The organism is Pseudomonas sp. URMO17WK12:I9, from assembly GCF_900230165.1.
Lineage (GTDB): Bacteria > Pseudomonadota > Gammaproteobacteria > Pseudomonadales > Pseudomonadaceae > Aquipseudomonas > Aquipseudomonas fulva.
The window spans coordinates 118,164-131,760 of sequence record NZ_OCMQ01000008.1 but is presented as its reverse complement, the minus strand read 5'-3'; the positions used below and the strand labels follow the sequence as shown (position 1 = coordinate 131,760).

The window sequence follows — 13,597 nt, the reverse complement described above, 5'->3', positions numbered from 1 at the left end:
CATGAGCGAAGAGATCCTGATCAACATCACCCCGATGGAGTCACGCGTGGCGGTGGTGGAAAACGGGGTACTGCAGGAAGTGCACGTCGAGCGCACCCAGCGTCGCGGCATCGTCGGCAATATCTACAAGGGCAAGGTGGTCAGGGTGCTGCCTGGCATGCAGGCGGCGTTCGTGGACATCGGGCTGGAACGGGCAGCGTTCATCCATGCCTCGGAGATTTCGCAGCGCGAAGGCTCGGCCGTGGAAAACATCACCGCCCTGGTCCATGAAGGCCAGGCCCTGGTGGTACAGGTCACCAAAGACCCCATCGGCAGCAAAGGCGCGCGGCTGACCACCCAGTTGTCGATCCCGTCCCGCTACCTGGTCTACATGCCGCGTAGCAGCCACGTGGGCATTTCGCTCAAGATCGAGGACGAGGCCGAGCGTGAACGCCTCAAGCGCGTGGTCAGTGATTGCGTGGACAGCGAGAACATACAAGGCGCTGGCGGCTTCATTCTGCGCACCGCCGCCGAAGGCGCGCGGGTTGAGGAGATCCTGCAGGATATTCGCTACCTGCGGCGGTTGTGGGAGCAGATCGGGGCGCAGATCAAGACCTGTGGCGCACCCCTGGTCATCTACGAAGACCTGGGCCTGGCGCTGCGTACCCTGCGCGACCTGGTCAACCCGAAGATCGAAAAAATCCGCATCGACTCGCGGGAAACCTTCCAGCGCACCACGCAGTTCGTGCAAGAGCTGATGCCTGAAATCGCCGACCGTCTGGAACACTACCCAGGCGAACGGCCCATCTTCGACCTGTACGGTGTCGAGGATGAAATTCAGCGCGCCCTGGATCGCAAGGTACCGTTGAAGTCGGGTGGCTACCTGGTGGTGGATCCGGCCGAGGCGATGACCACCATCGACGTCAACACCGGCGCCTTCGTGGGTCACCGCAACCTGGAAGAAACCATCTTCAAGACCAACCTGGAGGCCGCCACCGCCATTGCCCGGCAACTGCGGCTGCGCAACATCGGCGGCATCATCATCATCGACTTCATCGACATGGAAGACGAAGATCACCAGCGTCAGGTGCTGCGAACGCTGGAAAAACAGCTGGAGCGCGACCACGCCAAGACCAACATCATCGGCATCACCGAGTTGGGCTTGGTGCAGATGACCCGCAAGCGCACCCGGGAGAGCCTTGAGCAGGTGTTGTGCGAACCGTGCCAGGCTTGCCAGGGGCGAGGCAAGCTCAAAACGCCCGAAACCATCTGTTACGAGATCTTTCGCGAAATCCTGCGTGAAGCCCGCGCCTACCAGGCGGAAGGCTATCGCGTGCTGGCCAATCAGAAGGTGGTCGATCGCCTGTTGGACGAAGAGTCTGGCAACGTGGCTGAACTCGAGGCCTTCATCGGGCGAACCATTCGCTTCCAGGTCGAGTCGATGTATTCGCAAGAGCAGTATGACGTGGTGCTGCTCTGAGGCCTGCTGAAACCCGACCCGGTTCGATCGGCATGGCGAAAACGGCACCACGGGCCATTATGCATATACGACCTGGAGGGCCATGGCCATGGGACGTCTAAGCCGCGTTCTGAGTGTCCTGACCCGTTGGGGGCTGGGGGCTTGCGCGTTGCTGGTCATCGCAGTGGCGCTGTACGCCAGCCTTGGCCGGGCCTTGGTGCCGCTGGCGGCCGAGTACCGCAGCACGGTGCAGGCCAAGGTCGCCGGAGCGCTGGGTGTGCCGGTGCACATTGGCGCGCTTCAGGGCCGCTGGAGCAGGCTGTCGCCGGTGCTGACCGTACGCGACCTGCAAATCGGTGAAGGCGGCACGGCCTTGCGGCTCGATGACGTCACCGTGGTGCCGGATGTCTGGGGCAGCCTGGTCGCAGGTGAAGTGCGCCTGGCGCGCATCCAGCTGGCTGGCCTGCAACTGATCGCCCGAGAGGATGAAGCCGGCAAGTGGAAGCTCGAGGGCCTGCCCAAGCAGGACGACGCACCCTTGCAGCCCGAGCAATTGCTCAAGGACCTGCGCCGGCTTGGGCGGGTCGATGTGTTCGACAGCCAAGTTACCCTCCACGCCTGGCAGCGTGATCCGCTGACGCTGACCTATGTCAGCGCAGGCTTGCTGGCGGGGCCCTCGCGGCAATCGTTGGACCTGCGGGCAACCTTGCCAGATGGCCAACCCCTGACGCTGAGCGCGCGCAGCCGCGCTTCGGCCGAAGCCTGGCGTGATGCGCAGGTACAGGGCTATCTCAACCTGCCGCACAGTGACTGGGCACGCTGGTTGCCGCCCCGGCTGTTGGGGCAGTGGCATGCCCAGGTGCTTCAGGCAGGCGGTGAAGCCTGGTTCGACTGGCGCGACCGTCAGTTGCACCAAGGCGCCGTACGCCTGAATGCGCCGCACCTGCAAGGGGCCTATGACACGCGCAAACCGGTCAAGGTAGACAGCCTCGCCCTCAATGCCTGGTTCGAGCGTCAGGATGAGGGCTTCGACGTCATTGTCGACGCGTTGGCGATGGACATTGGCGACACGCATTGGGCCTCGCGGCTGCGGTTGATGCAGCGCAACGGTGCGGCCCCGGCCGATGAAAGCTGGCAGGTGCAGGCCGACCGTGTGGAGCTGACCCCTCTCACGCCGCTGATCCACGCCTTGGCGCCCATGGGCCAGCAAGTGCTGGCGGTGATCGATGGCCTCAATGTCACAGGTGCCCTGCGCAATGTGCACCTGACGGCCCGGCCCAAGGCCGACGGCGATCGCCGGCTGGCGTTCGAAAGCAACCTGGAGCGCGTGGGTTTCGATGCGTATCACGGCGCCCCGGCTGCCGGTAACGTGAGCGGCAGCATCAGCGGCGACCTTGGGCATGGCGAACTGCGCCTGGACACCGACGCTTTCATGCTGCACCTGGATCCGATCTTCGCCAAACCCTGGCACTACCAGAAAGCCAATGCGCGCCTGACCTGGGCACTGGACAAGGAAGGCTTCACCCTGATCGCTCCTTACCTGAAGGTCGTGGGCGAGGAGGGCAACATTGCAGGCGACTTCCTCATCCGCCTGTTGTTCGAGGAAGGGCGTGAAGACTACATGGACCTGCGTGTCGGTCTGACCGACGGCGATGGCCGCTACACCGCCAAGTACTTGCCCGAGGTGTTGAGCCCGGCCTTGGACCAATGGCTGCGCAGCGCCATCGTCAAAGGCAGTGTCGACCAGGGTTACTTCCAGTACCAGGGCTCGCTCAATCACGGTGCCAAGCCCGAAGCTCGCAGCATCAGCCTGTTCTTCAAAGTTCATGATGCCACCCTGGACTTCCAGCCCGGCTGGCCACAGGTACAGCATGTGGACGGCGACGTGTTCATCGAGGACAGCGGTGTGCGCATCAAGGCGCAAAGCGGTGTGCTGCTCGATACCAAGGTCAGCGACGTGAAAGTCGACATTCCACATGTGGAAGGCATGGGTGACAGCCACTTGCACTTGGACGGCAATTTCGAGGGTGGCCTGGTGGACGGGCTCAAGATACTCAAGCAAGCGCCCATTGGCACCAATGAAATCTTTGCAGGATGGGAAGGTGAGGGCCCCCTCAGAGGCAAGGTCAAGCTGGACATCCCGCTGGCCCATGGGCAACAACCTAAGGTGAAGGTGGATTTCGCCACGCGCGATGCACGGCTCAAGATTGCATCGCCCGAGCTGGAACTCACGCGCCTGAAGGGCGACTTCAGCTTCGACTACGACAAGGGCCTCAGTGGCAAGGGCATTTCCCTGCAGGCATTCGGCAAGCCGGTCACTGCACAGATTGCCGCTGTAGGCGAACCGGGACAGATGCAGACCAGAATCAGCGCCAGCGGCCGGGTTTCGCTGCAAGCACTGACCCAATGGCTGCACTTCGACCAGGCACTGCCGGCGTCTGGCGAGCTGCCGTACCAGCTGCAGTTGAGCATTGGCGCACGTGAAAACCTGATTAACGTCGATTCGGACCTCAAAGGCCTGTCGATCGACCTGCCGGCGCCCTTTGGCAAAGCGCCTGCCGACAGTCGGGCTAGCCGTTTCAGCATGAACCTGCAAGGCGCGCAACGGCACATCGACGCCGCCTACACCGATCTTGCCCGGCTAGCCTACGTGGCGCCAGCCGAGCACCTGGACCAGGGCGCTGGTGAGCTGCTGCTTGGTGCTGGTCAAGCGCAGCCTCCTGGCGGTCGCGGCCTGCGTATCCGTGGGCACCTCGATACCCTGGACCTTGAGCCTTGGCAGGCTCAGGCGCAGAAGCTAGGGGGCGACGATCCAGGTGGCAATGCGCGCCAGACACTGCAGAGCGTTGACCTGAGCATCGGGGCCCTGAAGGCGTACGGTACCGAGCTGAACCAGGCGAGGGTGCGTCTGGCACGTGGGTCGGCGGCCTGGGACGTGCGCCTGGACAGTCGGCAGGTGGTGGGCGACGCGCGCGTGCCCGACGCCGAGGGCGCCCCTATCGTGGTGCGGCTGCAAACCTTGCGCCTGCCGGCAGGCAATGCCGACCAGGCGCAGGACGAAGACGGCGCCGACCCGCTGGCGTCGTTCGATCCGCGCAAGGTGCCGCCGCTGGACGTGCGCATCGACACGTTTTACCGCGGTGACGATCTGTACGGCAGCGCTGCGATCAAGCTGCGGCCGACCCGTACCGGTGTGAACGCCAGCGACATCGATCTGAACCTCAAGGGGCTGCGCATCGACGGCGCCGGTGGTTGGGATGGCGCAGGCGGCACGAGCTGGTACAAAGGCCGCGTGCAAGGCAAGCAACTGGGTGACGTGCTCACGGCCTGGGGCTTTGCCCCGACGGTAACCGCCCGGGATTTTCGCATGGACGTAGACGGGCGGTGGCCGGGCTCCCCGGCGGCAATCAGCCTGAAGCGGTTCTCCGGGAGCCTCGATGCAGTGCTGCACAGCGGGCAGTTCGTCGAGGTGGACGGTGGCGCACAAGCGTTGCGTGTATTCGGCTTGCTGAACTTCAACGCCATTGGTCGGCGCTTGCGCCTGGACTTCTCCGACTTGTTCGAAAAGGGCCTGGCCTACGACCGGCTCAAGGGGCTGCTGGTGGCCAGTGAAGGGGTATACGTAACCCGCACGCCGATCAAGGTAACCGGCCCGTCGAGCGATTTCGAACTCGATGGTACCCTGGACATGGTGCGTGAGCGGGTCGCTGCCAACCTGCAGGTCAGCCTGCCGGTCACCAACAACCTTCCCCTGGCAGCGCTGATCGTCGGCGCCCCGGCCGTGGGCGGCGCACTGTTTCTGGTCGACCGGCTGATTGGCGATCGGGTGTCGCGCTTTGCCAGCGTGCATTACCGGGTAGTAGGGCCGTGGAAAGAGCCTAAGATTACCTTTGTGAAACCATTCCAGAAATAGCGCCAGGAGGGTCGATGAAGGCGGCAGTGATCCAGATGGTCAGCCAGGATGATGTGCAGGGTAACCTGCGCCAGGCGAGCAAGCTTCTGGAACAGGCGGCATCAGGTGGCGCCAGGCTGGCCGTGCTGCCGGAGAACTTCGCCGCCATGGGGCGTGCAGACGCCGCGGCGATCGGCCGCGCCGAGGCCCTCGGCGAAGGCCCGATCCTGCCCTGGTTGAAACGCGTGGCTCGTGACCTCAAGTTATGGATTGTCGCAGGCACCATTGCCCTGCCGCCGACCGGTCAGCCCAAGGCCAAGGCACATGCCTGTTCGTTGTTGATCGACGAGCATGGGCAGCAGGTCGCGCGGTATGACAAGTTGCACCTGTTCGATGTGGATGTCGCCGACAATCGTGGCCGCTATCGTGAATCCGATGATTACGCCGCCGGTGCGCAGGTGGTGGTTGCCGATACGCCGGTGGGGCGGTTGGGCCTGAGCGTGTGCTACGACCTGCGCTTTCCCGAGTTGTACAGCCACCTGCGCGCAGCCGGGGCAGAACTGATCAGTGCACCGTCGGCGTTCACGGCGGTGACAGGGGCGGCGCATTGGGACGTGCTGATCCGCGCACGCGCCATCGAAACGCAATGCTACATGCTGGCCGCAGCCCAAGGCGGGCTTCACCCCGGCCAGCGCCAGACTCACGGCCACGCGGCGATCGTCGACCCATGGGGGCGCATCGTGGCGCAACAGGCGCAAGGCGAAGCGGTACTGCTTGCCGAGCGCGACAGTGACGAACAGGCGTCCATTCGGGCGCGCATGCCGGTGATCGATCACCGGAGCTTCTTCTCGCAGGGCGCATTGCGGCCTGCGCACACCTCGGAGTGACTATGAGCCAGATGTTATCCACCGTCAGCGAGCAGCTCCTGGCCCCAGGCGGCTTGACCCTGGACAGCCTGCAAAGTGTGCTGGGTGAATTGGCCGGCCCAGGCATCGACGCCGCCGACCTGTACTTTCAGGGCCAGATTTCGGAAACCTGGGCGCTGGAGGATGGGATTGTCAAAGAAGGCAGCTTCAACCTCGATCAGGGGGTCGGCGTCCGTGCCCAGGCCGGCGAAAAAACCGGCTTTGCCTACAGCAATGCCATCAATCTCGAAGCCTTGACCTCTGCCGCGCGCGCCGCGCGATCGATTTCCCGTGCCGGGCAGAACGGCACGGTTCAGGCATTCCGTGCCCAGGACGTGACCACTCTCTACCCGGCGGATAATCCATTGGACGTGCTCAGCCGTGCCGAGAAGGTCGAGCTGCTCAAGCGTGTCGATGCCGCCACCCGTGCACTGGACCCGCGTATCCAGCAGGTCAGCGTCAGCATGGCCGGCGTCTGGGAGCGGATCCTGGTCGCGGCCGCCGATGGCAGCCTGGCGGCCGACGTACGGCCCCTGGTGCGCTTCAACGTCAGCGTCATCGTCGAGCAGAACGGCCGTCGCGAACGCGGCGGGCAGGGCGGCGGCGGGCGCACCGACTATCGCTTCTTCACCGAGGAGCGGGTGATGGGCTATGCCCGCGAGGCACTGCGCCAGGCGTTGGTGAACCTGGATGCCGTTGCTGCGCCTGCCGGCACCCTGCCCGTGGTGCTGGGGCCTGGTTGGTCCGGCGTGCTGTTGCATGAGGCGGTTGGCCATGGCCTGGAAGGCGATTTCAACCGCAAGGGCAGTTCGGCATTCAGCGGCCGAATCGGCCAGAAGGTCGCGTCCAGCCTGTGCACCATCGTCGATGATGGCACCTTGGAAGGCCGACGTGGCTCCTTGAGCGTGGACGACGAAGGTACGCCGACCGAGTGCACCACCCTGATCGAAAACGGCGTGCTCAAGGGCTACATGCAGGACAAGCTCAATGCGCGCCTGATGGGCATGGCGGTGACGGGTAACGGCCGACGGGAATCCTATGCCCACTTGCCGATGCCGCGCATGACCAACACTTACATGCGGGCCGGTGAAAGCGACCCGCAGGAGATCATCGCGTCGGTGAAGAAGGGCATCTACTGCGCGAATTTGGGTGGCGGACAGGTGGACATTACCAGCGGCAAGTTCGTGTTTTCGACCAGCGAGGCCTACCTGATCGAGGATGGCAAGATCACCGCCCCGGTCAAAGGCGCGACCTTGATTGGCAATGGCCCGGAGGCGATGAGCCGTGTGTCGATGGTCGGCAACGACCTGTCGCTCGACAGTGGGGTAGGGACATGCGGCAAGGACGGGCAGTCCGTGCCGGTCGGTGTAGGCCAACCGACCTTGAAACTCGATGCGATCACGGTGGGTGGTACCGGGGCGTGAGGGTCGGCTGGGGCCGCAAGGCGGCCCCGCCGCGATCAGCGCAGCCCGCGCTGCAGCTCGTCCAGATCGCGAATGTACTTGAACACCTTGCGCGAAGCGGCAGGGGGTTTGTTCCTGGCCTTTTCGTGCTGGGCATGGCGCACCAGCGAGCGCAGCTGCTGGCGGTCGGTCTCCGGGTATTCGTTGACGAACCGTTCGAGGTCCTCGTCGTTGCCGTCGATCAACCGATCACGCCAGCGTTCAAGACCGTGAAAACGCTCGTTGTACTGGCGGGTGGAGCTGTCCATCTGTTCCAGCAGGGCGTGAATGGCGTCCAGGTCCTGTACACGCATCAGCTTGCCGACGAACGACATGTGGCGTTTGCGAGCCCCATGCGCGGTGTGCTTGCTGGCTTCGGCCAATGCCTTGCGCAGTTCATCGGTCAAGGGCAGGCGCGCCAGGGTGTCGGCCTTGAGGGTGGTGAGCCGCTCGCCGAGTTCGACCAGCGCATGCAGTTCGCGCTTGATCTGGGTTTTGCTTTTTTCGCCGTCGAAGGCGTCGTCGTTTGAATCAACCATGGTGGCAGTCCGCTAAAGATCGCCGCCATGATAACCAGTCGGGGGCCGCTTGTCCGGCCCGGCCGTTGAATGGCCCTTGCCGAACGCAGAATTCTGAGTGGAGAAAACCATGAGTGCAGTCCAGAGTATCGGCCCGAACGATCTGCCAGCCTTGCAAGAGCAGGTCGAAGCGATCATTGCCGAGGCCCGCCGCCAGGGTGCCAGTGCCTGCGAAGTGGCGGTGTCGCTGGAGCAGGGCCTGTCCACCACGGTCCGCCAGCGCGAGGTCGAGACGGTAGAGTTCAACCGTGACCAGGGCTTTGGTATCACCCTGTACGTCGGGCAGCGCAAAGGCTCGGCCAGCACCTCGGCCAGTGGTTCGGACGCCATTCGCGAAACCGTCGCAGCTGCGCTGGCCATTGCCAAGCACACCTCCGAGGACGAATGCGCCGGGCTTGCCGACGCCGCCCTGATGGCCCGCGATGTTCCGGACCTCGACCTCTACCACGACTGGAACCTGGAGCCGGAGAAGGCCATTGAAATGGCCTTGGCGTGCGAAGCTGCGGCCTTCGACGCTGATCCTCGAATTCTCAACGCCGATGGCACCTCGCTCAACACCCACCAGGGGTGCAGGGTGTATGGCAACAGCAACGGCTTTGTCGGTGGCTACGCCTCCACCCGTCACAGCCTGAGCTGCGTGATGATCGCCGAGGGCGATGGGCAGATGCAGCGTGACTACTGGTACGACGTCAATCGCCAAGGTAACCTGCTGGCTGACCCGCGCAGCATCGGTATCCGCGCCGCCCAACGCGCCGCCAGTCGCCTGGGCGCACGGCCGGTGCCGACCTGTGAGGTGCCGGTACTGTTCTCGGCCGAATTGGCAGGCGGGCTGTTCGGCAGCTTCCTGTCGGCGGTTTCCGGTGGGAACCTGTACCGCAAGTCCTCCTTCCTTGAAGGCGCCCTCGGCCAACAGTTGTTCCCGGCCTGGCTGACCTTGGACGAGCGCCCTCACATCCCGCGCGCGTTGGGCAGCGCAGCCTTCGATGGTGATGGCCTGGCAACCTACGCCAAACCGTTCGTGGATAAGGGCCAGCTGGTGTCCTACCTGCTCGGTACCTACTCGGGGCGCAAACTGGGTCTGCCCAGTACCGCCAACTCAGGCGGCGTGCACAACCTGTTCGTCACCCATGGCAGTGAAGACCAGGCCGCGTTGATCCGACGCATGGGGCGCGGCCTGCTGGTCACCGAATTGATGGGCCATGGCCTGAACATGGTGACAGGGGACTATTCCCGTGGCGCGGCCGGTTTCTGGGTCGAGAATGGCGAGATCCAGTACGCCGTCCAGGAAGTCACCATCGCGGGCAACATGAAGGACATGTTCAAGCAGATCGTGGCGATCGGCAGCGACCTGGAGACCCGCAGCAACATTCATACAGGCTCGGTGTTGATCGAGCGGATGATGGTTGCCGGTAGTTGATCCTCTTCATGTGAAGCCGTTGGGGCCGCGCAGCGGCCCCTTTTTTTTTCGCGGCAGAAGATCAAGCGGCGGCCCCTTCACACCATCTATGGGTTGAATTGATTCTATTTATCAATTAATAATGAATATCATTTCACAGCTGCACGATGATGATGTTCATGACGACCGCCCTTCGCGAACTGCCCTATCTTGAAAACTGGCGCTGGCTCAGTCGCCGGATCCGCTGTGCGCTCGAGCCCGATGAGCCGCGCCTGATCGAACATTACCTGGCGGAAGGGCGTTACCTGGTGTGTTGCACCCAGACGTCACCCTGGACGGTGGCATTGACCTCCTTCCGCCTGCTGCTCGATACCGCCTGCGACCGCATGCTGCCTTGGCACTGGCGCTGCCAGTGCCTGGATCAGGCCTGGCGGCCACTGTTGATCCTGCGCAACCTCGACCGACAGGAACAGAACCAACGCTGGCAGCCCTATGCCCTGCAACTGGCCAATTGCCGTTTGCTGCCCTCGATTTCCCCCGATGAATTGATGCAAGGACCCGATGATGACCAATACCCGCATCGAGCGTGACAGCATGGGCGAGTTGCACGTGCCGGCAGACGCGCTGTACGGCGCGCAGACCCAGCGTGCGGTCGACAATTTCCCCATCAGTGGCCAGCGCATGCCTGCCCAGTTCTTACGCGCGCTGCTGCTGGCCAAGGCAGCGGCGGCTAACGCCAACGTCGAACTGGAGCAGTTGTCTGAGCAGCAAGGCCAGGCGATCGTCACGGCCGTACAGCAACTGCTGGCAGAAGACTTCAGCGTGCATTTTCCGGTCGATGTGTTCCAGACCGGTTCCGGCACCAGTTCCAACATGAACGCCAACGAAGTGATTGCAACGCTGGCCAGCCGAGCCTCGAGCGAAGCGGTCAATCCCAATGACCACGTCAATTGCGGGCAGAGCAGCAATGACATCATTCCTACCACCATTCATGTGAGCGCAGCCCTTGCGCTCCACGAGCAACTGCTGCCAGCGCTGAGCCACCTTGTGCAGGTGATCGAAGCCAAGTCGATCCAGGTTCGTCCCTATATCAAGACAGGCCGTACGCACTTGATGGATGCCATGCCTGTACGCATGAGCCAAGTACTCGATGGCTGGGCGGCGCAGGTCGCAGGTGCCAAGGCGCACATAGAGGCCACCTTGCCTAGCCTGCAGGCCCTGGCCCAGGGCGGCACGGCCGTGGGCACCGGGATCAACGCCCATCCTGATTTCGCAGCCGGCTTCGCCCGTCACCTCAGCGCGTTGACGGGCGTAGCGTTTCGCCCTGCTCAGAATCTGTTTGCCCTGATCGGCTCCCAGGACACTGCCGTTGCACTGTCTGGCCAGCTCAAGACCACGGCGGTGGCGTTGATGAAGATCGCCAACGACCTGCGCTGGATGAACTCGGGGCCCTTGGCGGGCTTGGGTGAAATCGAGCTGCAGGGCTTGCAACCTGGCTCGTCGATCATGCCTGGAAAGGTCAATCCGGTGATTCCTGAAGCCACCGCCATGGTCGCCGCTCAGGTCATCGGCAATGACGCAACGATCGCGGTAGCGGGGCAGTCCGGCAACTTCGAGCTCAATGTCATGTTGCCGGTCATCGCCCGTAACCTGCTCGAAAGCATCGAGCTGATGGCCAATGTCAGCCGGTTGCTGGCAGACAAAGCCATTGCCACATTCAAGGTCAATGAAAACAAACTCAACGAGGCGTTGGCGCGTAACCCAATCCTGGTCACGGCACTGAACCCGATCATTGGTTACCTCAAGGCAGCCGAGATCGCCAAGGCCGCTTATGCGCAAGGGCGGCCCATCATCGATGTGGCGCTGGAGCACACCGACCTTTCCCGTGATCGGTTGCAGGCCTTGCTGAATCCGGAAAAGCTGACCGCTGGTGGTATCTGAACAGCGCAATGGCCCTGGAGGCTCGTCATGCAGCACTGGAAACGCATCACGCAAGTCGCCAATCAGCTGTTCTCGCAAGGTGAGCTGGTGGATGCTCGCGAACATTACCTCCAGGCCCTGGCATTGGCCCAAGTGCTGTTCACGCGCTGGGAGGATGCCGATCAAGCCGTGGCCTCATTGGTGATCGCGCATCACAACCTGGCCGACCTGCACCTGCGTCTGCAGCAGCCCCATGAAAGCGCCGATTACCTGTGCGCCGTGCACCAACGGCTGTTGCAGGCCAGTCAGGACGTGTGCCTGCCACGGGGGCTGCGTGATGCCGCACTGCACCACAGCGCCCGTACCTACACCGAGTTGTTGAGTTTCATCGCCGAACACGGCCAGTACCCGCGCACCGAGCACCTGCTCAACCGACACAGCGCCTGTTCACTTCAACCTGCCCACGGAGTCCATTGACATGCCTCATGCATTGCCTGCACTGCCCTACGCCTACGATGCGCTGGAACCGCACATCGACACGCAGACCATGGAGATCCATCACACCAAGCATCACCAGACGTACGTCAATGGCCTCAACGCAGCGGTCGAGAACAGTGAATGGGCCGACTGGCCGGTGGAAAAGCTGGTGGCGCAGGTCGAGCAGTTACCTAAAAACCTGCGAGGCGCCGTGACCAACCATGGCGGCGGGCATGCCAACCACAGCCTGTTCTGGACAGTGATGTCCCCCCGTGGTGGAGGCGAGCCCCAGGGCGAAGTTGCCCGTGCCATCGACACACAATTGGGTGGCTTCGAGGCATTCAAGGAAGCCTTCACCAAGGCCGCGCTCACCCGCTTCGGCAGTGGTTGGGCCTGGCTGAGCGTTACCCCGCAGCGGACCCTCGTGGTCGAGAGCAGTGGCAACCAGGACAGCCCGTTGATGCATGGCCACACACCGATCCTCGGCCTGGACGTCTGGGAGCACGCGTACTACCTGAAGTATCAGAACCGTCGGCCTGAGTACATCGGGGCCTTCTACAACGTCATCGACTGGGCGCAAGTGAATCGCCGCTACCTCGATGCCATGAAATGAGCCAGGCAGGTATGCGCGCCGAAGTCATGTCCGTCAGCAGCGTGCGCCTGTTCAGGCTGGCGCTTGGAACCCTGTTGCTGCTGGCGGGTACCGCGCTGCTGGTGGCGCGCGCATTTGCCTGGCTCGACCTGGACCCACGTATGTTGCGCGCGCTTGAGGGCGGCGCGCTGTGCGCGTTGGGGACGGCCCTGGGTGCGGTGCCGGTACTGGTTATCCGCACCATGCCCGTGGCATTGGCCGATACACTGTTGGGCTTTGGTGCTGGCGTCATGTTGGCGGCCACGGCCTTCTCGCTGATAGTGCCTGGGTTGGAGGCCGCTCAGGCCATTGGTTTTGGTGCATGGGGAGCCGGCGGCCTCATCAGCGCGGGCCTGCTGGCAGGCGCGTTGTGCCTTTACCTGGTGGACCTGAAACTCTCGCCAGGCTCGTCCTCAGGGCTGACCCCTGACGAGCCGGTCATCGCTTCGCGCGTGTGGCTGTTCGTGTTCGCCATCATCGCCCACAACATTCCAGAGGGCATGGCCATAGGCGTGTCTGCAGGCGGGGGCATGGCAGATGCCGACAGCCTGGCAATGGGCATCGCCTTGCAGGATGTACCGGAGGGGCTGGTCATTGCGCTGGTGCTCGCCGGGGCTGGCATGTCGCGCTTCAAGGCCTTTCTCATCGGCGCCGCCTCCGGTCTGGTGGAGCCCGTGGCAGCCGTTATCTGCGCCTGGCTGGTGAATGTGGCGCAACTGCTGTTGCCCCTGGGCCTCGCCTGCGCTGCAGGGGCGATGCTGCTGGTCGTGACCCAGGAAATCATCCCCGAATCACGCAGCCACGGTAATCACCGCCTGGCCAGCCTGGGGCTGTGCATCGGTTTCTGCCTGATGATGGTGATGGATACCGCGATGTCCTGAAGCGCCCGCCAGACTGCGGGCGCGAGGAGGAGGGCGT

The 13,597-nt window shown here is 63.3% G+C and carries 11 protein-coding genes; 10 read left to right on the top strand and 1 reads right to left on the bottom strand.

Features of this window, described 5'->3' with window-relative positions; genetic code table 11:
- Position 1 precedes the first annotated feature (1 nt).
- The 4 genes from rng (at position 2) to tldD (ending at position 7,659) form a co-directional block, all read left to right on the top strand.
- Positions 2-1,459 (top strand): ribonuclease G, encoded by a 1,458-nt coding sequence (rng, locus tag CRP40_RS16495; RefSeq protein ID WP_027913731.1) that lies wholly within the window; start codon positions 2-4, stop codon positions 1,457-1,459.
- Positions 1,460-1,541: 82 nt separating this feature from the next.
- Positions 1,542-5,351, top strand: a complete 3,810-nt coding sequence (locus CRP40_RS16490; RefSeq protein ID WP_027913732.1) for a YhdP family protein — start codon at positions 1,542-1,544, stop codon at positions 5,349-5,351.
- Positions 5,352-5,365: 14 nt separating this feature from the next.
- Positions 5,366-6,217, top strand: coding sequence for a carbon-nitrogen hydrolase family protein (locus tag CRP40_RS16485; RefSeq protein WP_027913733.1), 852 nt, complete (start codon positions 5,366-5,368; stop codon positions 6,215-6,217).
- A 2-nt stretch (positions 6,218-6,219) separates the two neighbouring features.
- Positions 6,220-7,659, top strand: a complete 1,440-nt coding sequence (gene tldD / locus CRP40_RS16480) for a metalloprotease TldD (RefSeq protein WP_027913734.1) — start codon at positions 6,220-6,222, stop codon at positions 7,657-7,659.
- 35 nt (positions 7,660-7,694) lie between these two features.
- Here tldD and yjgA read toward each other — a convergent pair whose 3' ends face one another.
- Positions 7,695-8,216 carry a ribosome biogenesis factor YjgA gene (gene yjgA / locus CRP40_RS16475; protein WP_023533376.1) on the bottom strand — a complete coding sequence of 174 codons (522 nt, stop codon included), beginning with the start codon at positions 8,214-8,216 and terminating at the stop codon, positions 7,695-7,697.
- A gap of 109 nt (positions 8,217-8,325) precedes the next feature.
- Between yjgA and pmbA the strand changes: the two genes are divergently transcribed.
- From pmbA to CRP40_RS16445, 6 genes are all read left to right on the top strand, one after another.
- Entirely contained in the window at positions 8,326-9,672 is a 1,347-nt protein-coding gene (pmbA, locus tag CRP40_RS16470) for a metalloprotease PmbA (protein WP_027913735.1), read from the top strand.
- A gap of 149 nt (positions 9,673-9,821) precedes the next feature.
- Entirely contained in the window at positions 9,822-10,241 is a 420-nt protein-coding gene (locus tag CRP40_RS16465) for a hypothetical protein (RefSeq protein ID WP_027913736.1), read from the top strand.
- Positions 10,216-11,592, top strand: coding sequence for a class II fumarate hydratase (locus tag CRP40_RS16460; protein WP_027913737.1), 1,377 nt, complete (start codon positions 10,216-10,218; stop codon positions 11,590-11,592). The genes CRP40_RS16465 and CRP40_RS16460 overlap by 26 nt, the downstream gene beginning before the upstream one ends.
- Before the next feature lie 27 nt (positions 11,593-11,619).
- Positions 11,620-12,048 carry a hypothetical protein gene (locus tag CRP40_RS16455; RefSeq protein WP_027913738.1) on the top strand — a complete coding sequence of 143 codons (429 nt, stop codon included), beginning with the start codon at positions 11,620-11,622 and terminating at the stop codon, positions 12,046-12,048.
- A 1-nt stretch (position 12,049) separates the two neighbouring features.
- Positions 12,050-12,661 (top strand): superoxide dismutase, encoded by a 612-nt coding sequence (locus CRP40_RS16450; RefSeq protein WP_027913739.1) that lies wholly within the window; start codon positions 12,050-12,052, stop codon positions 12,659-12,661.
- 11 nt (positions 12,662-12,672) lie between these two features.
- On the top strand, positions 12,673-13,560 hold the full coding sequence (locus tag CRP40_RS16445) for a ZIP family metal transporter (protein WP_027913740.1): 888 nt from the start codon (positions 12,673-12,675) through the stop codon (positions 13,558-13,560).
- Positions 13,561-13,597 lie beyond the last annotated feature (37 nt).

What these genes read in the sequence shown, in the direction of transcription:
- rng (WP_027913731.1), top strand. Translation starts at nt 2, where the DNA reads ATGAGCGAAGAGATCCTGATCAACATCACCCCGATGGAGTCACGCGTG.
- CRP40_RS16490 (WP_027913732.1), top strand. Translation starts at nt 1,542, where the DNA reads ATGGCCATGGGACGTCTAAGCCGCGTTCTGAGTGTCCTGACCCGTTGG.
- CRP40_RS16485 (WP_027913733.1), top strand. Translation starts at nt 5,366, where the DNA reads ATGAAGGCGGCAGTGATCCAGATGGTCAGCCAGGATGATGTGCAGGGT.
- tldD (WP_027913734.1), top strand. Translation starts at nt 6,220, where the DNA reads ATGAGCCAGATGTTATCCACCGTCAGCGAGCAGCTCCTGGCCCCAGGC.
- yjgA (WP_023533376.1), bottom strand. Translation starts at nt 8,216, where the DNA reads ATGGTTGATTCAAACGACGACGCCTTCGACGGCGAAAAAAGCAAAACC.
- pmbA (WP_027913735.1), top strand. Translation starts at nt 8,326, where the DNA reads ATGAGTGCAGTCCAGAGTATCGGCCCGAACGATCTGCCAGCCTTGCAA.
- CRP40_RS16465 (WP_027913736.1), top strand. Translation starts at nt 9,822, where the DNA reads ATGATGTTCATGACGACCGCCCTTCGCGAACTGCCCTATCTTGAAAAC.
- CRP40_RS16460 (WP_027913737.1), top strand. Translation starts at nt 10,216, where the DNA reads ATGACCAATACCCGCATCGAGCGTGACAGCATGGGCGAGTTGCACGTG.
- CRP40_RS16455 (WP_027913738.1), top strand. Translation starts at nt 11,620, where the DNA reads ATGCAGCACTGGAAACGCATCACGCAAGTCGCCAATCAGCTGTTCTCG.
- CRP40_RS16450 (WP_027913739.1), top strand. Translation starts at nt 12,050, where the DNA reads ATGCCTCATGCATTGCCTGCACTGCCCTACGCCTACGATGCGCTGGAA.
- CRP40_RS16445 (WP_027913740.1), top strand. Translation starts at nt 12,673, where the DNA reads ATGCGCGCCGAAGTCATGTCCGTCAGCAGCGTGCGCCTGTTCAGGCTG.